Raw genomic sequence first — 22027 nt, 5'->3', positions numbered from 1 at the left:
CATTATCGTTATTATTATGGTATTAACTCATTACATTATGCAGCAATTGCATCACGCAGCATTGTTTCTAATTCACCTTGTTGAAATAATTCAGCAATGATATCAGAACCACCGATTAACTCTCCCTTCACATAAAGTTGTGGAAAAGTGGGCCAATCAGCATACTGTGGCAATGTTTGGCGAATATCAGGATTGGCAAGAACATCTACATAGGCAAAATCGACACCGCACGATTCGATACATTGTACTGCACGAGCAGAAAATCCACATTGTGGCATCTTCGGTGTGCCCTTCATATAAAGCAGAATGGCATTTTCTGCTATTTGCTTTTTAATTTTTTCTAAAGTATCCACTCAAACACCCTATAATAAGTTAATTATTGCTCATTATCGCGAAAACCTATAAAACCCGCAACCAATAAATTTTTAGCATAATAGATTAACAGATCTTGGTTTAAAAGCCAACTAATGCTCCATTTGATCTAATAATAACCAGGAAGTCTCATAGATTCTGTTTGTATGTACTGCCATTCTTGCGGGCTAAATACCGCTTTTTTTCTTGTTATGATTAATCTTCATTGAATATCATGCCCTTCCTGCTACACTTACCCGCACAGAATAAAATAATAGGAGATTAGGATGACATTTACATTGCCTGAGTTACCTTACGCCAAGAATGCGTTAGAACCTCACATTTCCAGTGAAACATTAGAGTATCATTACGGCAAGCATCATCAAGCGTACGTCACCAATTTAAACAAATTAATTCCAGGAACCGAATTTGAATCCATGGATCTGGAAGAGATCATCAAAAATTCAAAGGGCGGAATCTTTAATAATGCGGCACAAGTTTGGAATCATACCTTTTACTGGCATTGCCTCAGTCCTAATGGTGGCGGCGAGCCCCAAGGAAAACTGGCCGAAGCAATTAACAAACATTTTGGCTCATTCAGCGCATTTAAAGAAGAGTTTACAAAAACTTCAATATCTACTTTTGGATCAGGCTGGGCATGGCTTGTTCAAGATAGTACTGGCGCTTTAAAAATAATCAGCACCAGTAATGCAGGCACGCCAATGACTGAAGGTTTAACCGCGCTTTTGACGTGTGATGTATGGGAACACGCATATTACATTGATTACCGTAATGCCCGTCCTGACTATGTCGGTGCATTCTGGTCTTTGGTTAATTGGGATTTTGTAGTCAGTAATTTGAAATAAAATCATTCTTTTTACCACGGATACCTTCCCTCATGTAGCATAGGGAAGAAAGTTATGTCTATAATGTGACCGCACCTATCTCTCCCTGAAGGGAGAGATAATTTTTGAGTGGAGATCCTTCAGTTTTAAGGAAAACATTATGGCTTTAATTACCAGTTACAATCCTATGCCAATAACTTTCACCCATGGAGAAGGAGTTTGGTTGTATGACGAACAAGGCAAGGCCTATCTTGACGCTTTAAGTGGGATAGCAGTTTGCGGATTAGGACATTCTCATCCTGATGTAACTAAGACCATCCAGCAACAAGCAGCCAAGCTAATCCATACTTCGAACACCTTTCACATCAAACAACAAGAATTACTTGCCGAAAAACTTACAACTATGGCCGGTATGGAGCAGGTTTTTTTCGCTAATTCAGGTGCTGAAGCCAATGAAGCGGCAATTAAATTGACCCGCCTTTATGGTCATAAAAAGGGAATAGAGACACCTTCAATTATTGTTATGGAACGAGCCTTCCATGGTCGCACAATGGCAACATTAACCGCATCAGGAAGTCGAAAAGTGCAAGCCGGATTTGAACCCTTGGTACCTGGTTTTATTCGTGCTCCTTTTAATGATTTGGATGCCATTCATACTATTGCAGCAAATAGAGAAGATGTTGTTGCAGTGATGCTCGAACCAATTCAGGGCGAGGGTGGAATTCATGCAGCAGAAGAAAGTTATCTTCGCTCCTTAGCAAAGCTTTGCGAACAACATGATTGGATGCTTGTTTTGGATGAAATCCAAACCGGAAATGGCCGCACAGGCAAACTTTTTACCTGCATGCACTATGATATTCAACCAGATATTCTAACTACAGCCAAAGGTTTAGGTAATGGTGTTCCCATAGGCGCCTGCCTGATGAGTAAAAAAGCAAAAGATTTATTTAAACCAGGCAATCATGGCTCAACTTTTGGAGGTAATCCGCTTGCTTGCGCCACTGCTTTAACGGTATTGGAAGTTTTGGAGCGTGACAAAATTTGTGAAAAAGTAACAAAAAATAGTCCGCTGTTAATGGAAAAATTAATTAAAAATCTGGGTGAGCACCCCGGTGTTAAGGCGATTCGTGGTAAAGGATATATGATAGGAATTGAGTTAGACCGACCTGCAAATGACATGCGTTTGCTTGGCTTAGCCAATGGTATACTCTTTAACATTACCGCGGATACTGTGGTACGACTATTACCTCCATTGATTATCAATGAAGACGAAATCGATGAATTAGTTAATCGATTAACTCTTACGATCAATCAATTTATTCGCAATTAAGCAACATCCACGATCATTTTATTAGCCTGTATGCAGCGAAGTGATTGCTTCTGGTATACGGGCTAAGCTTCTTGCTTCATCATTTCAAAAAAATCAACAATCGTATCATAAATTTTTGCTATAACTTGATTTTTTGACTTTAAATTCAAACAGGTATCTTCTTCCGCATTTCCTGCTTGCAGTTTTTGACAAATAAGATCAAACAGATGGGTATCAATTTTCGCTAATTCAGGAAGCATGTGATTGATTTGTTCTAAAAGAAAATCTCTTTTATTTTTTCGTGATTGAAATAACCTTCTCTCCAGTCTATCCATCAGGTCCTGCAGTTCATTTTCGCGACCACTACACGTGATGCGCATAAAACCATCCTGTTTTGACAACCCAAAATAAGATAATGGAGTAATCATCAAATTATCTTCAAACAATAAATAATAGGCCAACTCCTCATCCGTCTTCACTAAACCCGACCGCTGTAAAACGCGAGCCGCATCATTGGGCAAAGGCAGACCAAACATATCACTAAAGTCAGCAAGAACATAAAATGTGGCCTCTACCTGGTATAAAGGGTCAGGCATTGCCGCGCCCATCGCTTTTAAGCGTGCAACCACATAATCGACCTTTTTCTTATAGAATGCGGCTATATTATTTTTTTCCTCAGTTCCAAAATTCGCCATAGTTTGTGCATAAGCCGCTTGCGCTGAACGCGGTGCATGAATGAAGTAGCTTATATTTTTATTGAGCATTTCATTCATCAAACTTGATTCAAACACCAAAAGCACTGCCATGCGCTCACCGGCTGCAGACAAAGCCTTTGTTGCTGAACGCAAGACGATCACTCGTTCTTTAAGGTCGGGAGCAATTTTTAAGAAAGAAGGCATATCTGAAAAGCTCATTTCAGTATAAGCTTCGTCAAAAATGATGTACAAATCAGGATACTGACGCAAAACATCGGCAATTTTTCTTAACTCATCTTCGTCAATAATGTTTCCCAAGGGATTTGATGGATTACAAATTAATATAGCCTTTGGCCAACCGTGATCCATTTCAGCAAGGGAATAAGCCTCCTTAATGCTTTGTTCTGTTGCACGTGCTGTCAGTTTATATCCAGGCTCATCCATTACATGAATAGGATGCAAACAATGCGATGGGTTATTGGAATAGGCGCTGTAATAAGGAAAAGGGGTAATAATTCGATATCCCGGAACATCTTCATAATGAGTATTAAAGGTTTCAAATAATACTCTTAAAGCGCCAATACCTCCTACAGTAAATAATACGTTGTGTGCTCTAACTTCTGTCCCATACCAGCGAGACATGATATCGGCCATTAACTCTCGTGGCGCATAATCACCGCGAGGATCGCCATAATCAATAGCAATATCCTCTTCAACCAAGTGAGGGTCTACTTTCCATTTATTGGTTAAATCGTCTAATTTTTGCCAATATGCAAGATAAGATGCAATCGTATGTGAATTAATAGGATAGGTGGGCTTCCCAAGACCCGCAAAGATTAATTTTTTTGTTTCGGATAAACCTTGTGCTTGAATTTCGTCTCTTAAAGTATTTGCCCATAATGCCAACAGCATTACTTTTTCAATTTTATTCGCACAATGTCCATCGGGAGTGAGCATGGTATTACCGGATATTCAATTTTGCTTATTATAACAGAATGCAAATAAAACATGGTATCTATTTTAAGAACAATAAATTCAATAAAAATCCTATATTAATAGGAAGTTAGAGATCATATATCTATGCTATGCTTAAAAATATATGGGCACTTCTTTGGTTTTTGTGTCCATAGAGACGATTGACCAAGCCCTAAAATACAGGATAATTCATGTTTTTTTAGATTTGGACACTCTAAAAATACGCTGGCTTAAAATTTAAATTTATCACGGAATAAAATGGCAAAAAAAGAAACTTCCAACACGGCTAACTTAATTGCTGATTTAGACGCCTTACAAAATAAAATCGATAATCTGGAAGCACAATATGCCCAATTAAAAAATCTGCTTGATGCCGTGCCTGGAGATGTCTACTGGAAAGATTTAAACGGTGTATGGTCTGGAATGAATCAACGATGTGTCCAAAGTCTTCATCATATGAAATTCATCAATAAATGCGATGAAAATGAAATTCTTGGCAAAACAGATTATGAGATATTCGGCAAACAAACAGCCGATATTTATCGAGCAAATGACCTTGAAGTGATTGAAAAGAATGTTGAACTGTCGCGAGAAGAGAGAACTCTTTTACCATCAGGCGAAGAGGTAATTTTACTTTCGACTAAACGACCTTTGCTGGATAAATCAGGGAATATTATTGGCATTCTTGGTAATACCATTGATATTACTCATCTAAAGAAAATCGAATCCGAGCTCAAAAGAGCGAAAGAAAAAGCAGAAGCGGCGAACTATGCCAAAGATGAATTCATCCGCAATATGAGTCATGACATTCGCACTCCTTTAAGTGGAATTATCGGAATCTCCAGCATTCTTGAACAAGAAGCTCAAAACTCCCGAGACAAAGAACATGCACACATGATCAACATAAGCGGAGAACAGCTCTTAGCATTACTTAATGGGGTTCTCGATATCATTGCTTCGGGTAGCCAGCAAGAGAACGTAATCAATGAATCCTTATGTAATGTTCGTGATTTAATACACAGCATTGCCGATCTGGAGCGTCCAACCATCACTTTGAAAAAATTGGATTTATTAATTAGCATTGCCTGCGATACTCCCGAATGGATAGCTACAGATACTGTAAAACTGCATCGAATTTTATTAAATCTTTTAGGTAATGCAGTTAAATTTACGGAAAAAGGTTTTATTGAAATTGGAGTCAGGCCCAAATCACATCATGGCAAAACAGTACTTGAATTTTTTGTTAAAGATACTGGTCCGGGAATTAGACCTAAAGATAAAGACAAAATCTTCAAACGCTTTTATCGGGCAACACCTTCATCTCAAGGTATTTACTCAGGCCATGGCGTAGGATTACATATAGTAAAGCGTTACACCCAGCTTTTAAAAGGCAAGATACGTGTTGACTCTGCAATCCATGCCGGGACCACTTTCACGCTAACAATTCCAGTGCAGAGCGCAGAAAAACCACTCACGCTTCAAGAGCTGGCTCCTCCCGAGCCCCCTCAAAACATAATGAGCTCTGAAGTATTAAATCATTCTCCTCTTGTGTTGCTTATTGAAGATAATGCAATTGCTTTAACGATGATAGAAAACCTCTTACAACAAGCTGGTATCCGATTCTTATCCGCCGCAACAGGTAGCAAAGCGTTGGAACTGTTTCAATCGCATACTTTTGATTGGATATTAAGTGATATTGGTCTACCTGATACTAGTGGAATACAATTAGCAAAAAAATTTCGTCAGTATGAACAAAGCCATAACCAATCACCCACCCCGATCATTGGTTTGACAGCTCATGCAATAGCTGATGTTGAAAAAGAATGCCTACAATCCGGAATGAATCAAGTAATCACGAAACCTCTGCGCACCAATTTGTTGCAGGAGCTATTGATTCGCTATAGCAATCCCCATTTTCCATCTCCTAATTTAGCCGCACAGCCAGAATCAATTCTGCAGTTTAATGACTATCCCTTGTTTGATAGTGCTGAAGGTATAAATAATCTAGGTTCAGAGGGCGCTCTCAAAAAGATACTGCATCTTCTTATCGAAGAAAACACCAAGGATTTAATCAAAACAGCCCAGGCTTGGGAAAAGCAAGATTTGGTTGAACTGAATAAGCTAACCCATAAAATGAAAAGCAGCGCGCTTTATTGTGGCACCCTTCGCATGCGCCATACATGTGAAGTCCTGGAACAACATTTTCAACAGAATCCCGAACTATATCCTCAAGCGCTTTACCAACAACTGCTCAAAGTCCATCATGAAACAGTTGCCGTGATCCAAGATTGGCTTCAACAATAGTCCCGTCTCAAGCGGCACCAAAAAATCAAAGCAAAATTGACAAACCGCTTAACAATGAGTTAATATTAATCAATCTACACTTAAACAGACCAACCCAACTCAAGAGTATTATGACTGGCTTTTTCTCACTCAGCAACATGGTCTTTCCGTACTTATTTATAGGAGGTAGGGCTACTCTCAACCCATTAGACTACACTTGGGAGCAACGAGGGAACGTGGTTATTGTGCATAATCCAATACCTGTTCAATCACTTAAAGTATTCCTGGATGATCTTGGAAAAAAATTACCACCCCAAGTGCATGTCCTTTTGGGAGTCGAAGGCCAGGGCGCTACCGAACCACATATCGTCACCATGCATCTTCCGCCTAAAGGAGGCCAGGCTAGAGTCTATGATTCCAAGTTCAGCAATCCTGAACGCTTCTTTTCGACCGCCCCCTCAAAAAATACCATTTTAGGAATCCTTGGCGCTGCATTCCATTCATTAAATCCATTCGCAAGCCCAGAGCAACCTGTCGATTTAACGCATTTAGGTTCCGACCGAGTCAAGTCTGCTACCTATTATGCTTTTGGGACTCAATCTTTTTTTGATGAATTTACTTGCGGTTATCATACAGGAAGTCTCATCGAAATTTTAGCTGATTTTCTTAAGCAGGATCAGGATCCTAGTCCAATAGAACTATTAGATGCTTTGCGAGATCCTATAACCGACTCAGCAAAAAAACTTCTTAGACAAAACGCACCCAAAGTCCCCGATGTGTCTCTTCTTTCCTTTTGGAAGAAGGCTTGGCAAGATACCTTTTTGACTCTCACTGACCAGGAGTTAAGAAGTCAGTATCATTTTGGTCATTACTTTCTGGGTTGGCCATCCGATCCGAAAGGCTCAAAAATAGCCTATTTTCTTACCTTAAAATTTATTACCGCCCCATTAACCAATTTATTGTCTCTTGCCACTGAGTTTCCACTTAATTTTCTTAGTGAAACATCTTCCTTTTTAAAAAATAGGATCCTTTCTTGGGCGCCAACTAATTGGCTCACCCAAAGCATACGTAGTGTCTTACTGCTTGCAACGATGGGACTGCAAGGATTATTTAAAGGGGCGTATTATCTGATTCGCACCATGACTTCGCCCATAGTTAGCTTTAAGGAGGCGCAAAAAGTTCATCCTGCTTTAGGATATCTCAGTGCATTAGCGTCCGTATGCTTTATTGGTGGGGCAATAGCTGCTCTAGCGTTCTTTGCCCCACCCATCGCGGCAGCGCTTATGCCCTCTATGGGGCCTGGAGCGCTTTCCATGCTGAGTACTTTAGCCTATCCTTTTGTCCAACTGTTTTCTTTAATCAGTGTCTCAATTCCCGCAGCTACAGGGGCAATGCTTTCATTGATTACCGGAACATCACTTTTAGGTGCCCTGCATCTGCTAGGCAAAGAAACCATTTATCCTCAAGAAAACCAACCTGTAAAGCACCATGAAGTCAACATTGAAGTGCCTAAAGGAGGGTGTAATGTCAGAGCTTATCTACCACCCAATAAAAGACCTGCGCTTGAAGATGCATGGGAAGATTTAGGGTCAAGCTATCCCTCTCCAATACAGCCCCCAAAAAGGAAAGCACAAAATACTGACAATGGCTTCAAACATGATAATATTAGCGGTACTATAGACTATACTCCTTGATTACAAGATACCCATTTCCTATGAGCACGCTGGATACACTCATCACCGAAGTCGATAATGCGTTACGTACTTTATTTCCCCCAGCACAACGGACGAGTACTCGGCCATCCCCTGCACAATCACTTACTGACATCGATCTTTCTATAAAAGAAAAAAAACATGTAGCCGGGCTCATGCGCGTCAATCATGCTGGAGAGGTCTGTGCACAAGCACTTTATCAAGGTCAAGCGTTAACAGCGCAATTGACCCATATTAAAAAGCAAATGAGTGATGCTGCAGCCGAAGAAATAGATCATCTCGCTTGGTGTGAAGAACGATTGACTGAGCTGGGTTCAAAACCAAGCCTGTTAAATCCTTTCTGGTATGGTGGCTCAATTATATTAGGTGCGTTGGCAGGTTTCGTTGGTGATAAAGTCAGTTTGGGGTTTGTTGCAGAAACTGAGCGCCAAGTCTCTGCTCATTTGCAGCATCATTTGCAGCAATTGCCTGCAAAAGATAAAAAATCGCAGGCGATTCTCTTTAAAATGAAAGAAGATGAAGAGCAACATGCAACCACAGCGTTGAACGCTGGAGCTATAGAACTTCCTTATATTGTGAAACAATTGATGCGTGTTGTATCTAAATTAATGACTAAAAGTAGTTACTATGTATAGTAGTCTGACGAAACAGAACCAATACGAAATTGAGGATTGAACATCATAGCCTAAGATTGCAATCAGGCTACACTATCCTGCGTTGGCGACGTTTCGCTTAGGCTATAAAGCTATGGCACAAGGAGCTATTGCTATGGACTCAGCCATTTTATTTACACTTTTTGTTATTTTGGTTGCCTATATCTTTGACTTTATCAATGGGTTTCATGACGCCGCAAACTCTATAGCCACTATTGTTACCACTAAAGTTTTAACCCCCAAGCAAGCCGTAATGTGGGCTGCTTTTTTCAATTTCATCTCATTTTTAGTATTTAATCTTACGGTGGCAAAAACTATTGGTAGTGGCCTGATTGAGTCTGATTTTGTTGATGCTCATTTTATTTTAGCCACCTTGATAGGTGCCATATTCTGGAATCTTGTTACTTGGTATTATGGACTGCCATCAAGCTCATCACATGCGCTTATCGGTGGATTAGCAGGTGCTGCTATTGCCAAAGGCGGTTTTTCATCACTTAAAATGTCAGGATTTGCTAAAGTTATTGGCGGAATTTTTATTTCACCGGCATTTGGATTATTGATTGCCCTGCTTATTACTTATCTTTTTCAGAAATTTTTACACAGTAGAAATAACCCTAAATTTAAATTATTCAAAGGATTTCAATTGTGCTCCTCTGCCCTCCTAAGCTTAACCCACGGCAGCAATGATGGACAAAAAACGATGGGTATCATTTCCATAATCCTGTTTTCATCCGCATGGATTGAAGGTCCTTTTTATGTCCCATGTTGGGTGATTATTTCATGTCAGGCAGCAATTAGTCTTGGAACCTTGGCCGGAGGATGGCGGATTGTACATACGATGGGAACTAAAATCACCAAACTTGACCCGATGAAAGGCTCGGCTGCTGAAACGGGAGCAGCGGTTTCACTGTTTATTGCAACTCAATGCGGCATTCCAGTCTCAACCACCTATACCGTCACCGGAGCAATTACCGGGGTTGGCTTAATTAATGGAGTTGCAGGAACGCATTGGCGCGTTATTAAAAGAATTTTCTTTTCCTGGGTTATTACAATGCCTGCAGCTGCAATAATTTCAGCGGCATTGGCATTAAGCCACATCTAGATTTGCCACCAACATATCATCACAGACATTCAAGCTTTAGCTTTGGAAATAGCTGTTTCTACAAATTAAACCTATCCCGGGCTATTCTGTGGCCTCATTACAAAGCAAATTTGCTCTATTTTTATGGAATTACTCTAAGGAATTAGATTTTTTCGCCAAAGCACTATTAGAATAACCAAAGGCAAAATAAATAACCATTCCAATAGCCATCCAAATCACAAAGCGAAGAAGGGTCACCAGCGGTAAATGAATAATTAAATAAAAACAACTGAGCATCCCTAAAACAGGGACATAAGGCATTCCCGGGGTTCTGAACGGCCGATGCAATGTTGGATGTTTATAATGTAAATAAAGTACCCCCGCACAGACAATGAAAAACGCAAATAGAGTACCGACATTCACTAACTCGGCTAAAACATGTATTGGAGCAAAGGCCGCAAGTGACGCCATTAAAACACCGCATAGTAAAATCACACGTATGGGGGTATGAGTATAGTGATTGGTTTGCGCAAAAACCTTCGGTAATAGGCCATCGCGTGTCATTGCAAACATAACTCGTGTCAAGCCATAAAATAATACTAACATTACGGTAGTCAATCCGGCTATTGCTCCAACACTGATAAAGCTGGCCACGGTTTTATAGCCTAAAACCAATAAAGCATGGCTTATAGGAGAGGCAACATTGAGTGTGCTGTAGTGTGCAATACCCGTTAATAATCCTGAAACAATAATATATAAAACCGTACAAATAAATAATGAGCCGATTATTCCTATAGGTAAGTCACGTTGTGGATTGATCGCTTCTTCAGCGGCTGTTGATACTGCGTCAAATCCAATATAAGCAAAAAATATTAACGATGCCCCTTTAATTACTCCATGCCATCCAAAAGGTAAAAAGGGTGACCAATTAGGTGGATAAACCTCCCTCGAGGCAATCACAATAAAAAGAAAAATAACAATAAGCTTGATCATCACCATAATATTATTGACTCGGGAACTTGATTTGACCCCCCAAATTAATAATGCGGTTAAAATTGCAATAATGACACACGCTAATAAATTAAAAATACCCCCCTCCGTTGGGCCATGCAAGAGCACTTTGGGGAGATTTATTTTTAAAACCATCAAAAAATCATTGGCATAACCACTCCATCCAACAGACACGGCTGAAACAGAAATGGCGTATTCCAATAACAAGTCCCAACCAACAATCCATGCAATTAACTCTCCAAAACCTGCATAAGCATAACCGTAAGCACTGCCACATCCACCAATAGATGCAGCCAGTTCTGCATAAGATAAAGCAGCGAAGACACAAGCAACACCAGCCAATACATAGGAAAAAATCACTGCAGGGCCCGCATCTAATGCAGCAACAACCCCTGTCAAAATAAAAATACCTGCACCTATAATGGCGCCAATACCCAAAAAGGTCAGATCAAAAGCAGTAAGGCATTTAACAAGATGGGATTCTCCTTCAAATGATGCACTGATCTCTTTTTTACGAAACAAGTCCATGGTATGCTCACGATTTGAAACGTCACAGTTCTATTTATTTATAAGCAAAAAAGCTGCCAAATTAATGATATGAACGCTAGATCATAAAATTAAATTGTAGTTTGGATCCCCCATAGGTTTAAAGTTAAATGAAAAAAACAACCTTACGAATGATCATTATTGGTCTATTAATATTGTTTTCTTTGAATACTTACAGTAACAGATCCTCTGCAATTTCATCTACCCCTTCATCCAAAATAACTAACACATCTGGTGCCAATGCACCAACACAGAATGATGAAAAGAAGCAAGACATCGCTGCGTTTAAAACCGAAGAGCCCAAAGGATGTAAATATTGGCTTCCTATATTTAAGCCTCTTTGTTATCGCTTACATCAAACATGGACTGAAGGCAACAAAGAGCTTTATTTCTCAGGTTATGCATGGCATAACCGCTTTACTTATCCGGCTGAGCTACTCCGCGAAAAAAAATACAACGAACTCGCATGGGGCGGTGGATTTGGCAAAGGTTTTTTTGATGAAAAGGGAAATTGGCATGGTCTTTATGCTATTGCCTTCCTTGACTCCCATCGTAATGTTGAACCAACGGTGGGGTATGCCTATTTGAAAGTTGCAAAATTAACGCAACATTTTAAAGCAGGATTGGGTGTTTCTGTCTTAGTTACATCACGCCCTGATATCATGCACAACATTCCGTTCCCAGGAGCCGTTCCATGGGCAGGCGTATTTTATAAAAAACTTTCCATAAAAGCCGCTTACATTCCTGGTTCCTCAACCAATGGAAATGTTCTTTATCTTGTGGGAGCATACACTTTTGATAAGTAGGTAAATATACCTGGGTGAAGCAAAACTGCTTTTTTTCAGAGAATGTGCTATGTTTTAGAAAACTCAATTTGAATATTTTTAAAATGAACTCTTTTATTGAACAAGCACAGTTTTATGCCGAGTATCATCAAAACATCAAAACACGTTATACGCATATGGCGGGGGTTCCGATAATTATTTTATCAGTAATGATTTTGTTAGGTTTTGTAAAAATTATTGTGCCAGGTGTTTTTGCAACAAATCTTGCCTGCTTAGCTACATTAATTGCCTTAATTTATTACTTCCGCCTACACTGGCAATTAGCTTTGGCACTTACTCCAATTATGCTTATCCTGTTATTGATTGCAAACTGGTTTAGCCAAGATGGTCCAACAACATTAAGCGTCTGGTCGTTTGTCTTCTTTTTTATTGTAGGCTGGGGGTTACAATTTTATGGTCATTATCTCGAAGGCAAAAAACCAGCATTTATGGATAATGTGAGTCAAGCGCTAATCGCACCGTTATTCCTGGTGGCAGAGCTCTTTTTCATGGCTGGATTCATGCAGTCTTTAAAAGATCAAATCTACGGTGTAGAAAAAAACACCCTCTAATTCGTTTGCTCATTTTATTCCTGATCATCAGAATAGATCGTTTTGCTTTCTAAATGAATTTTACGAAAAAACTGATGAATCAGGGGGGAAAGAATGATCACCATAATTGCAATAAACGCCAAGCCACTAAACAATGCATAGCATCCTGCAAAGACTTTTCCAGGAATCGTTATCAAATTGGACGCAGGCCCCATCCCGGAAAGAATCATGGAAGCATTCATGAATGAATCAACCCAGGACATCTTCTCCAAATGATGATATCCCAACATCCCTATAAAAAGGGCCAGTGCTGTCATTAAAAACCCAAAAAAAGCATTACGTACCATATGTTGGTAAACATTAGCCGGGGTTAATAATCTTTTTTTCCTGTCTGTTGACTTTCTCATTCGTACTCCCTGTACACAACCCCCTTGCTTAAGTGCTGGCAAATTGAGGCATCATTATTTTAAAGCAATGATGAATTTTTTGATTTCGTTTAAAATCTTGATCTATAGTCTGCGCACTAATGTCGTGTACTGAATATTTTTCTTTAATTTGAGCGTCCAATTTAAATTGGCGTAAATTGGTAGAAAAATATAAAACGCCATTGGGATTAAGCAAACGCATAGCAGAATTTACTAAAGAAACATGATCCCGTTGAATATCCAAAGTGTCTGTCATCCGCTTGGAGTTGGAAAAACTGGGCGGATCTAAAAAAATAACATCAAATCGATCGCGAGCAACTCTCATCCATTCTCGGCAATCATCCTGCACAAACTGGTGCTTTGATAAATCAAGATGATTTAATTTGAAATTTTCTTCAGCCCAATGCAAATAAGTATTGGACAAATCAACATTGGTGGTCAGAGCTCCGGCTAAAGCCGCATGAACGCTGGCGCTGGCAGTATAACAAAAACAGTTGAGAAATCGTGTTCCTGGCTTTAATTTACCGAAACTTAAACGCATTAAGCGATGATCGAGAAATAAACCTGTGTCCAGATAATCATATAAATTCACTTTTAACTTAGCAGGACCTTCTGTGACAATCATAGTTTTTCGACTTTGCCCCAGCTTTTGGTATTGCTCGCTGCCTTTTTGTTGTTTGCGTTGTTTTACTACCAATTTATCGGGTTCCAATCCTAATACTCTGGGGGTAACCTGCATCACTTCTAAACTTCGCTTTTCAGCTTTATGGGTAGGAATACTCGAGGGAGCAGCATACTCCTGGAGGACTACATAATCGTTATAAATATCAATGGCATATGCATATTCAGGCAAATCCGCATCATACACTCGATAACAAGAGATATGGTTGTTCTTGGCCCATTTTTGTAAATGGCGGTAATTTTTTTCCAGTCGATTAAAAAACATCTGTGCGCTTTCAGATAGGTTATTGCTCATGCTCCCTTTAAGCTCATTAGTCGCATGAATGTCCAGGCAATATAGCTTACACTCCAGTGCACCGTTGTATATCGTGTATTGTTTGCTTGCACGCAATCCCAGGGCTTTACCTAAAACAGGGTTAGAGGTCAAAACAGCTGCCTGCCAACCTTGATATTGCGCATGCAAAATCTTGCCTAGCTGCTGATAGAGAGGAACTAAATGCGTCACATCACTGAGGCGCTCCCCATAAGGGGGATTGCATATGACTAATCCTCTTGTTGCGGGAGCTTTAACCTCATTCAAAGCTTGGGGTTTAAAATGAACCAATGGAGCGACACCCGCGCGCTCAGCATTTGCACGGGCTATAGCAATTATTTTGTGATCTGCATCAGTTCCTAATAAAGTTAGAGGCAGCGATTTAACGTGTTGCAAAGCGTCTACCCGCAATTTTTCCCATAATGAAGATTGATGTTGGGCCCAATATTGCAAGGACTGATCCTGACGCAATAACCCAGGAGCAATATGCGCGGCCATCATTGCAGCCTCAATAACCAGAGTACCGGCTCCACAAAAAGGGTCATGCAACGCATAACCTTTAGCCGCTAATTCTGGCCATTTGGCGCGCATAAGTAACGCAGCGGCCACATTTTCTTTTATAGGGGCTGCACCTGCCTTTTGACGATATCCTCTTTGATGCAAGCTATATCCAGTGAGATCAAAGCTCACAGTGACCACATCATTTTTTAAATAGGCATGAATCAGAATTTGCGGTTTTTCTTTATCGACTGTAGGACGCGTGCGATCTAATCTACGGAAATGATCTACGATTCCATCTTTAACTACCTGCGCACCAAACATTGTATTGCGAATGTGTTCAGATGCTCCATGGAATTCTATCGCAATGGTTTTATCATGAGAAAAAACGGTTTGCCAATGAAATTGGGTGCATAGTTGATGCAATGACTGCTCATTGCCTGCATACCCACTAAAAAGAATTAATTGCACACGATTAGCTATTCTTGACCAGAGGCATAATTTATATACCGTCAATATGTTGGCCTCTCCGTAAACTCCTTGTGGACTGACGCGCGTAACCACTAGGCCCAAGGACTTTACTTCTTCTTCCAGTAAATATTCAAGTCCACGTGGACAGCTTATGAATAAAGAATAGTTCATTCTATGGTCGACCTCAAATAGCGGAATAATGCTTTGGCAGCGCCTGTATTTTTTTCTTTCTGTTGATCATCAACTGCTTTTTTAATTAATTGTCTTAAATGCTGAACATCTTCTGGATGATAGGCTTCAATAAACGCAGTTAATGCTTCTTTACCTTCATTGATCAAGCGATCGCGCCAAAGTTCAATCTCATGAAATGAGGCAGTTACAGCGCTGTCTTCTTCAAGCAAACGCTCATATGCTGCCAAAATTTCTTCATGCTCCGCTGCGCGCATTAATTTTCCGATTAATTGGGCTTGTCTTCTTTTGGCCCCATGACTTCTAATTGATTTTGCATCGATAATTGCTTTGTATAGATTTTCGGGAAGTGGAAGCAACTCAAGTTTGGATAAACTCAAGTCGATTAATTTTACACCCATTTTCTGCAAAAAATCGGCATCTCGTTTTTTCTGCGATTTACTGACTGGTTCATCCATAGCGTATACTGTTTATTTTAAAATTAGCTAATCATACTATACTTCACACGCTCACAAAATGAGCGCGTGAACTATTAGCTATTATTCTGCTATTACAAGGGAAGCAGGCGTTGGAGTTTGTTCATAATTTTTGCTGGGTCTGGAACGTAAATACGAGCGCCCTACGGCAAAGAAATTATAAATAAGAATGAATAATAAGAGTAAATGCAACCAGGTAATAGTTAATTGCATAAAAATGGGGATAGTAATAAGGACACCTAGGCAACCTGAAAGGCTTAGAATCATGGTTTTCTTTAGCGGGATTTTATCGTGTTTTAAGAATACCAAAGTAGTTAATGGCTGCTGCATAGCTCCCGCGGTAGTCATAATTGGGAACGCGACTACAGGCGAAATATTCATTAAAAACAGGACACCTTGGACCATAACAAATAAACCGATTCCCACTGAAGTTAAAGCACCACAAACCACCATTGCTAAAAAGCCGATAACTAATTTCCATGAATTCAATTCAGTTAATTCGCCACCAACAGGCAACAGGCGGAATTGATGAGAAACTAACAGCATGATAATCAGGGCAAAACAACAAACCATCGCCAGACGAATCGCTTGCTTACTTAAGTGACTTACAACAAAACCACCGAGTAAACCACCGACACAAGTACCCATGACTAAAGTGAGCAGAGTAGTCAAATCAACATCAATAAAACTCATAAAAAATAAAGATTCGATCGCTCCTGGAATAACTTGTGCGCCATTATTTACTGCCGGCATTTCATCATCACGGAAAGTGCCCGTCAATTTTGCCAAAGCCACATTAACAGCAAAACTACCAACGCCTAACGTATCGGCAATAAAAGCAATTACACCGCTTATGCTTAATTTCAAATATTGCATCAAAGATAAAGGTTCGGCTGGCTGACGAGAGAGCTTAAACACCATCACAGCAACACAAAGCAGGCTTAATATCAAGATGCTTAAAGTAATAAAAAAGATGACCATTAAAATATTAAACTTAAAGTTAAAGTTAAAAACTTGATAATTATATACTAATTATGTTGATCGGGAAACAACATGTAGAGCAAAAAAAATGCTTTATGAATTACCCAAGGACAGAAATGGAACACATTTGCTCGATTTATTTGAGCAGTTGATCGGTTCTTAAGCTGCATAAACCCAGGTGAAGCACTTCGCCCACCCCGAGCAAGCAAACTCTCGTCCGAGGCGGGGGAAAAATAAGGATTTAATTGGCCATACAACTGGTGGTACTCACACCTACTTGGCCAAACACTGATTTAACCATTTGTGAGTCAATGCGCAAATCTTTTGCAGCATACAGCACACCGCACGCACCTTGAATAAAGTTCGTCGTAGGAGTCCAGTATTTACTGTTGGCAATTATCATCGTCTGATATGCCTGTTTAATACCTATATTCTTAGCCAATAAATAAAATGCCTTATTAAACACACCACTTGCCGTATGAACAATAAAGCTTTGTCTTTCTTGTGGATTAGATATATGTGATTTTGCATAGGCAACTAATTCAGGATAACTGATTGCGCAATAGGCTCCCTGGCTTTGAGCTAAACTTTTATCCAAACAATCAGCCGAACTGCCATCAGAGGAAGGAAAATCCATAAAGCGCAAAGCTTTACCAAATGAATCGCGAACAATGGTCTCACCAATACCCCAGGTTACGATATTCGGATCCAGATAAAGTTTATTATAAAGTTTGGGGTACTGTTCCAACAGATAAGCTCGCGCTGCTTGTCCCGCCATATCAGACAACGATTCGTTAAGAGCACCTGACTGATCATGGTACTCAAGACCTGAATGTTGCTCAGTAAAGCCATGCGTTACTTCATGACCCGCAACATCAAGAGACACTAAAGGATAAAAGTCTTCGCCATCGCCAAAAGACATGAATTGTCCATCCCAAAACGCATTGTCATAATGTTGTCCAAAATGGACACGCATGACCAGCTGCATTGGTGCTCCATTGGTATCTTGCAGCGCATTAACGCCATACCATTCTTTATACATATCTACTATAGTCTGGCCAAAATAATAGGCATCGTTGGTTGGCGAAAAAGCTCCATTAATATTTTCTTCTGTATTTTTGCTACAAGGATATTGAAATGGAGTGCTCAAAAGATCATTCCAGTCCCAGGCAGATGCCAGATTTACCAACTTTACTTTAGCAGTATTCATCACGCATTGACTGCCATTTTGGGTTACTTCCAGGTAAGGCAATCCATCTCGTCCATACCAATATTCATGCACTTTTTCATTACCACCTGGGCCAATATCCATGAAATTTTTTATGTTATTCCACTGTTTGGTGATTTCGCCACTTTGTGCATCGATAATAAAAAATGGCCACGCGGGTTTGTTATCAGTTTGAGTTGTTTTAAATGAAACCTGATAAACCAGTTTCAATTCATTATTTTGGCTTGCTCTAATTTGCAACTCACTCAACTCATCATAAATAGGTGCTTGAGAATTAAAGCTGAACCAGGATTTTTTAGCCAAATCAATAGCTTGTTTCGTTGTCAGCGTAGGTTGTGTATTCAGCTGAATGTCGTTAAGTAAATGTCCATTTACTTGTGAGTCCTCTTTAGTAATCATAACTTGTGCACCAACAACCGGGATTCCTCGATATATTTGTTGATACCGCATGATTGTTTTTGAGTGCTCCTGAGTTTGACTTACTTGTTGCAATGTATTTTTTTCTGCGGTAGGGGCTGCTGTGCGTGCACTTATTTTTGCTTGTTGCTTCATTGAAAATTGGTTCAGACTACTTAATGGAGCTTGATACAAATCCAACTCGGTTACTGCAAAAGCATCATAAGTAATAAAAGCCAAAGTAAAGCTAAGAATTTTTTTTAACATAAAAATCACTCAAAACATTCACAATGCCATCATGATGGCATGAAAATAGACAATATCCAAGTAAATTGTTCAAATATTATTTAATATTAAACGGACTTAGCAAAATAACTCGTTCATTTTTAGGGAACAAAATCATCTCTATTCCTCTTGCAAAAAATACAGCCTCTGTATATGGTGGGCATTAAAATCATCTAAGGCAATTAAATAGCCACTTTAAGTTCACCTAAATGAACGGAATTTATATCTCATTAAGGATAATGCATATGATGTTTACAAAAAAATGTACCCTAATTTTACTTAGTCTCTGCACTTCGTTTTCTGCAGCTCAGGCAGGAATTGTGGAGCGTTACGTGCAACAAAAGCAAGCAGAAAGAATTCCTTTAGTTGCTGAAAAATCCATTCAGCTCGCCTATTTCAAGCAACTGATTGATCATAATGCTCCGACCAAGGGAACTTTTTCTCAACGTTACTATATAGACGAAACATATGGCCCAACAGATGAATCCCCTGTGTTCTTTTATATTTGCGGTGAAGCTGCTTGTACTAAACGCGCACTAAATGGTGCCATCAGAAATTATGCACAAAAATTTCATGCCAAACTGATTGCGCTAGAACATCGATACTATGGTGAAAGCCTGCCTTTTAATTCATTATCTACCAAAAACTTACGTTTTTTAACCACAGAAGCCGCTTTAGATGATTTGGCTTACTTTCAACGCCATATAACTCATGAGAAAAACTGGACTGGGAAATGGGTCGCATTTGGAGGCTCTTACCCTGGCTCTTTATCAGCTTATTATCGTTTAAAATTTCCTTATTTAGTGGTCGGTGCCTTAGCTTCATCTGCACCAGTAATGGCTAAAGAAGACTTTATTGAGTATGATGCCCATGTGACTCAAGTCGCAGGTTCGCAATGCGCCAACCAAATGCGAGAGGCAGTCGGTGAAGTGGAGGCCAGTTTAAACGATGCGGCCAAATGGGCCCAAATGAAAGCTTTATTCGATGCATCTGCCATTGATGATCCTGTTGATTTTTTATACTTGATCGCAGATACCGGCGCTGCGGCAGTACAATACGGGATGCGCGATGCTTTTTGCAGCAGCTTATCTGCAAGTCCAACTCCACTTCAAGGTTATGCTGAGTTTGCCAAAAAATTATATAAAGACATGCATGTCAGTGCGGTAGAAATGACAGCGCAGGGCGCCATGAGCGAAAACCCCAGTGATTATAAAGATGGCTTAGGCATGCGTCAGTGGTATTATCAATCATGCAAAGAGTATGGCTATTGGCAAAATGCCCATCCTGACGCCGCTCTTTCTACCCGATCTTCATTAATTAATCTGGATTACCATCACCATGTATGCCAACGTTTGTTTGGTTTAACCCAACCGGCCAACACCACAGAACTCAATACCACTTTATACACTCCTTTAATGGATATTCTAACTTCAAACATTTATTTTACTAATGGAGAAAACGATCCCTGGTCTACTCTTTCTTTAGCCGAAAAAAATGGAAATGCAATTAATCCCAAATTGACCTATCAGCTGATTCAAGGAGCCGCCCATTGCGATGACTTGCATAGCCCTTCCTCGCTTGATTCCGACGCATTAAGAGCTGCAAGAGAAACGATGGTATCGCTTTTGGCCACATGGCTTAAGTAACCCTCATCTCTAGCCCCCTCCCACAGAAGGTTGAGGCCTTCCAACTCCTCTCTCCCGCTTGTGGGAGAGAGGACTCTTATTATTCCTATCCACCCTATTTAGGTCGATTTGTCTGATGCACTTCTTCCCCTTCGCTTTTAGCACCACTCAAGCGTTCTTTCATCATAATAGTTGCTTGTCCAGGTAATCGCTCTAATGCCCTACACTTATCCAAGGCATTGATAAAATGAGCAGGAGATAATGCATCCAGTTTTTCATTAACCGGCAATTGCAGTAAAGGAGATGGAATTTCCTGCACCCCTTTATTTTTCAACTCCTGCGTCACCTGAATATTTAACTCTTGAATAGCCGCCATAGTAGAAATACCTACAAATGGAGAACATATAAGAGTCGCCGGACTTTTGTCTTCCGCTTGAAATTGCTCTTGGGCCGTAGCATCCTGATGACTCATTCCATGATAAATAGGGCCTATTAATTGTGCATCATGGATTTCGCGTTGGATTACTCCAAATTTATGCTCCAACTGCTGTAACCAGTCATCACCTAAATGCTTCTTTAAAAATTCTTTTGTTTCATCATGTTCAATCAACTTATCCAGTTTAATCTTATATTCCTCACTATAGAGAAATTCTGACAAAACAAACTCATCCTTTTGATAATTTGTGTGGTGAAACATGGGTGCACCTTGTGTTGCTTTAATTTCAAAATCCATAGCCTTGGAAGAAACATCAAGATCTTTGGAAAAACCTTCTTTTAACGCCTGTTGGGCATCATGATACAGTTCAGCTAAAGAGGAGTTTTCTCTAATTAAACCTGCACGTTCAAAAGCAACTAAATCACGAGTAAGGGAGGCTAAATCAGATAAAGCTCCTAATTGAGATAATGTTAATTGATGACGATCGTCTGCATGAATTTCATGCCAATGTCTTGATTTAAAAGTAACATTTCTCATCATATTAATCACGGAAAAACCGATTCCTGTATCGTGTTGCGCTAATTTTCCTAGCTCCAGGAGTTGTTTGTTTAACTGCATATTACCAATAGCTTTTTCTAAAAAAGCGATAATATTGTTTTCTTCTGTAGCGGCTAACTCAACACCTTGCCCCTGTGTATCTGCCTGAATTACGCTCTCAAGCAAAACCAGAACATCCAGATCTTCGCGGCTTAAACCTGTTCCCTGAATTATCTCTTCTTTAGTCATAAATCACCTGGTCATGCATATGAGTAATAACGAAGCATAATATCTTCGACTAAATTATTAACAAAATTAATAAGCAAACTGGGAAACAGCTCGTCATTAATGTTTTCTTGTGCCTGGAACAGCAAATATTGTTGTGCAATAAAATTCACCATCTCGCTGATACGTTCTGGTTTTGCCAAATAAAAGAAGCAATCTGGCAATGCAATCAGGATTTTATTAATCAATTTCTGAGCATCCATATCTGAAATGCCCAAAACTAGAGGAATAGCTGAATTTGCTCTGTATTTACTATGACGATTTTGTTCGCAGTAATGATCTACAATCCTGTAGATCTCTTTGGCAAATTGCTCCTTTCTTGGGTGCACAGGCTCTACTCCTATTCACGTATTTAGTTCACTTCC

The 22027-nt window shown here is 39.7% G+C and carries 19 protein-coding genes; 9 read left to right on the top strand and 10 right to left on the bottom strand.

Translation table 11 applies throughout. From position 1 onward, the window contains the following. Positions 1–35 precede the first annotated feature (35 nt). Complete coding sequence (grxD, locus tag BW930_RS05800) at positions 36–353, bottom strand: Grx4 family monothiol glutaredoxin (protein ID WP_058469255.1); 318 nt, start codon at positions 351–353, stop codon at positions 36–38. A 285-nt stretch (positions 354–638) separates the two neighbouring features. On the opposite strand from grxD, the gene sodB reads away from it, so the two are divergent. Then, positions 639–1217 carry a superoxide dismutase [Fe] gene (gene sodB / locus BW930_RS05795; protein ID WP_058469256.1) on the top strand — a complete coding sequence of 193 codons (579 nt, stop codon included), beginning with the start codon at positions 639–641 and terminating at the stop codon, positions 1215–1217. Positions 1218–1356: 139 nt separating this feature from the next. Further along, positions 1357–2526 carry an aspartate aminotransferase family protein gene (locus BW930_RS05790; RefSeq protein WP_058469257.1) on the top strand — a complete coding sequence of 390 codons (1170 nt, stop codon included), beginning with the start codon at positions 1357–1359 and terminating at the stop codon, positions 2524–2526. Positions 2527–2588: 62 nt separating this feature from the next. Here BW930_RS05790 and BW930_RS05785 read toward each other — a convergent pair whose 3' ends face one another. Next, positions 2589–4157 (bottom strand): pyridoxal phosphate-dependent aminotransferase, encoded by a 1569-nt coding sequence (locus BW930_RS05785; RefSeq protein WP_058469258.1) that lies wholly within the window; start codon positions 4155–4157, stop codon positions 2589–2591. A gap of 276 nt (positions 4158–4433) precedes the next feature. On the opposite strand from BW930_RS05785, the gene BW930_RS05780 reads away from it, so the two are divergent. The 4 genes from BW930_RS05780 to BW930_RS05765 all read left to right on the top strand — a co-directional run bounded on the left by BW930_RS05780 (position 4434) and on the right by BW930_RS05765 (position 9925). Further along, complete coding sequence (locus BW930_RS05780; protein WP_058469259.1) at positions 4434–6479, top strand: ATP-binding protein; 2046 nt, start codon at positions 4434–4436, stop codon at positions 6477–6479. A 224-nt stretch (positions 6480–6703) separates the two neighbouring features. Then, entirely contained in the window at positions 6704–8152 is a 1449-nt protein-coding gene (locus tag BW930_RS05775) for a hypothetical protein (RefSeq protein WP_131756814.1), read from the top strand. Positions 8153–8172: 20 nt separating this feature from the next. Then, complete coding sequence (gene coq7 / locus BW930_RS05770) at positions 8173–8805, top strand: 2-polyprenyl-3-methyl-6-methoxy-1,4-benzoquinone monooxygenase (RefSeq protein ID WP_058469261.1); 633 nt, start codon at positions 8173–8175, stop codon at positions 8803–8805. Between the two features lie 133 nt (positions 8806–8938). Then, positions 8939–9925: an inorganic phosphate transporter gene (locus tag BW930_RS05765; protein WP_058469262.1), complete on the top strand. Its 987-nt coding sequence runs from the start codon at positions 8939–8941 to the stop codon at positions 9923–9925. A 129-nt stretch (positions 9926–10054) separates the two neighbouring features. Here the strand turns inward: BW930_RS05765 and BW930_RS05760 are convergent, their stop codons facing one another. Continuing rightward, positions 10055–11443 (bottom strand): amino acid permease, encoded by a 1389-nt coding sequence (locus tag BW930_RS05760; protein WP_058469263.1) that lies wholly within the window; start codon positions 11441–11443, stop codon positions 10055–10057. 128 nt (positions 11444–11571) lie between these two features. Here BW930_RS05760 and pagP point away from each other — a divergent pair, with 128 nt between their 5' ends. Beyond that, positions 11572–12267 carry a lipid IV(A) palmitoyltransferase PagP gene (gene pagP / locus BW930_RS05755; RefSeq protein WP_058469264.1) on the top strand — a complete coding sequence of 232 codons (696 nt, stop codon included), beginning with the start codon at positions 11572–11574 and terminating at the stop codon, positions 12265–12267. Positions 12268–12350: 83 nt separating this feature from the next. Continuing rightward, positions 12351–12857: an Mpo1 family 2-hydroxy fatty acid dioxygenase gene (locus tag BW930_RS05750; RefSeq protein WP_058469399.1), complete on the top strand. Its 507-nt coding sequence runs from the start codon at positions 12351–12353 to the stop codon at positions 12855–12857. A gap of 14 nt (positions 12858–12871) precedes the next feature. Here BW930_RS05750 and BW930_RS05745 read toward each other — a convergent pair whose 3' ends face one another. From BW930_RS05745 to BW930_RS05725, 5 genes are all read right to left on the bottom strand, one after another. Next, complete coding sequence (locus BW930_RS05745; RefSeq protein ID WP_058469265.1) at positions 12872–13243, bottom strand: hypothetical protein; 372 nt, start codon at positions 13241–13243, stop codon at positions 12872–12874. A 28-nt stretch (positions 13244–13271) separates the two neighbouring features. Further along, a complete protein-coding gene (rlmKL, locus tag BW930_RS05740) occupies positions 13272–15395 on the bottom strand; it encodes a bifunctional 23S rRNA (guanine(2069)-N(7))-methyltransferase RlmK/23S rRNA (guanine(2445)-N(2))-methyltransferase RlmL (protein WP_058469266.1) in 2124 nt (707 codons plus the stop codon). Next, entirely contained in the window at positions 15392–15871 is a 480-nt protein-coding gene (gene yjgA, locus BW930_RS05735; protein ID WP_058469267.1) for a ribosome biogenesis factor YjgA, read from the bottom strand. The genes rlmKL and yjgA overlap by 4 nt, the downstream gene beginning before the upstream one ends. An 81-nt stretch (positions 15872–15952) precedes the next feature. Next, the gene (locus BW930_RS05730) at positions 15953–16870 is read right to left on the bottom strand and encodes a sulfite exporter TauE/SafE family protein (RefSeq protein ID WP_058469268.1); all 918 of its coding nucleotides are present in this window, start codon (positions 16868–16870) and stop codon (positions 15953–15955) included. 241 nt (positions 16871–17111) lie between these two features. Further along, on the bottom strand, positions 17112–18761 hold the full coding sequence (locus tag BW930_RS05725; RefSeq protein ID WP_058469270.1) for a M4 family metallopeptidase: 1650 nt from the start codon (positions 18759–18761) through the stop codon (positions 17112–17114). 263 nt (positions 18762–19024) lie between these two features. Here BW930_RS05725 and BW930_RS05720 point away from each other — a divergent pair, with 263 nt between their 5' ends. Next, positions 19025–20425 carry a S28 family serine protease gene (locus BW930_RS05720; protein WP_172461574.1) on the top strand — a complete coding sequence of 467 codons (1401 nt, stop codon included), beginning with the start codon at positions 19025–19027 and terminating at the stop codon, positions 20423–20425. A gap of 94 nt (positions 20426–20519) precedes the next feature. Here the strand turns inward: BW930_RS05720 and BW930_RS05715 are convergent, their stop codons facing one another. Further along, on the bottom strand, positions 20520–21626 hold the full coding sequence (locus tag BW930_RS05715) for a hypothetical protein (RefSeq protein WP_064276642.1): 1107 nt from the start codon (positions 21624–21626) through the stop codon (positions 20520–20522). An 11-nt stretch (positions 21627–21637) separates the two neighbouring features. Next, a complete protein-coding gene (locus BW930_RS05710) occupies positions 21638–21991 on the bottom strand; it encodes a hypothetical protein (protein WP_058469271.1) in 354 nt (117 codons plus the stop codon). Positions 21992–22027 lie beyond the last annotated feature (36 nt).

The sequence above is a fragment of the Fluoribacter gormanii genome (assembly GCF_900156395.1).
Taxonomy (GTDB): Bacteria; Pseudomonadota; Gammaproteobacteria; order Legionellales; family Legionellaceae; genus Legionella; species Legionella gormanii.
This window is presented reverse-complemented; position numbering and strand designations above follow the sequence as displayed.